The organism is Pseudomonas sp. GM55 (assembly GCF_000282395.1).
GTDB lineage: Bacteria > Pseudomonadota > Gammaproteobacteria > Pseudomonadales > Pseudomonadaceae > Aquipseudomonas > Aquipseudomonas fluorescens_CC.
Genome location: NZ_AKJJ01000130.1, coordinates 1 through 638 on the forward strand (window position 1 = coordinate 1; position 638 = coordinate 638).

The window sequence follows — 638 nt, forward strand, 5'->3', positions numbered from 1 at the left end:
GGCCACAACACCGGATATTCACCCCTCCCATGGATGTTCTTCCGTGAAGCCAGACAATCCTTCAACGCCGCCAACCCCCGTTCCTTGTAGAACAGATGCAGCGGATACACATCCAGGAACAGCGTGGTATTGCCCATGGCCAGCATCTCGTACGCGAACCCATACAGCCGTTGTGCGTACGACAGCGAGCCGTCGCCAGCTCCGAGGGTGCCGCCCGGTACGGGGTTGTTGCGGTTGGCCTGTTCGTAGTCGCGCTGGCGCTGTTCGAACTCGCGTATTTTCGCCCGTTTTTCCCACTCGCTGCGGCTGAGCAAACCCACCAGTCCTTGCCTGGCACTGTGCTTCAAGTGCTCCGTGGCCTGGTATTCGGCGTGGATCCTGTCGATCGATTCAGCCGCGTGCAGCAGGCCGCAGCCCACCTGCTTGGAGGCGAAGGCGGCCAGGCCGGCCCACTGGAAGCGCGGATCGTGGCGCCACAGTCCGGCGTAGGCGGCATTGATCGCCTGGTTGCGTGCCTTGGGGTCGGCAATCAGCTGGCCGCCCGGCGCCACGATGTTTTCGACCCGTTGTTGATACCCGCGCCAGTAGTTCTCGCAGAGCCGCCCCGGCCATTCGCTGAAGGTCGGCACAGAGGGTTT

Annotated in this window: 1 protein-coding gene; it reads right to left on the reverse strand. The window is 63.0% G+C overall.

Annotated features, from left to right (window positions below; translation table 11 throughout):
• Positions 1-638, reverse strand: a 638-nt coding sequence (locus PMI31_RS25425; protein ID WP_008022288.1) for a DUF2515 family protein, incomplete at both ends; no start/stop codon positions are given.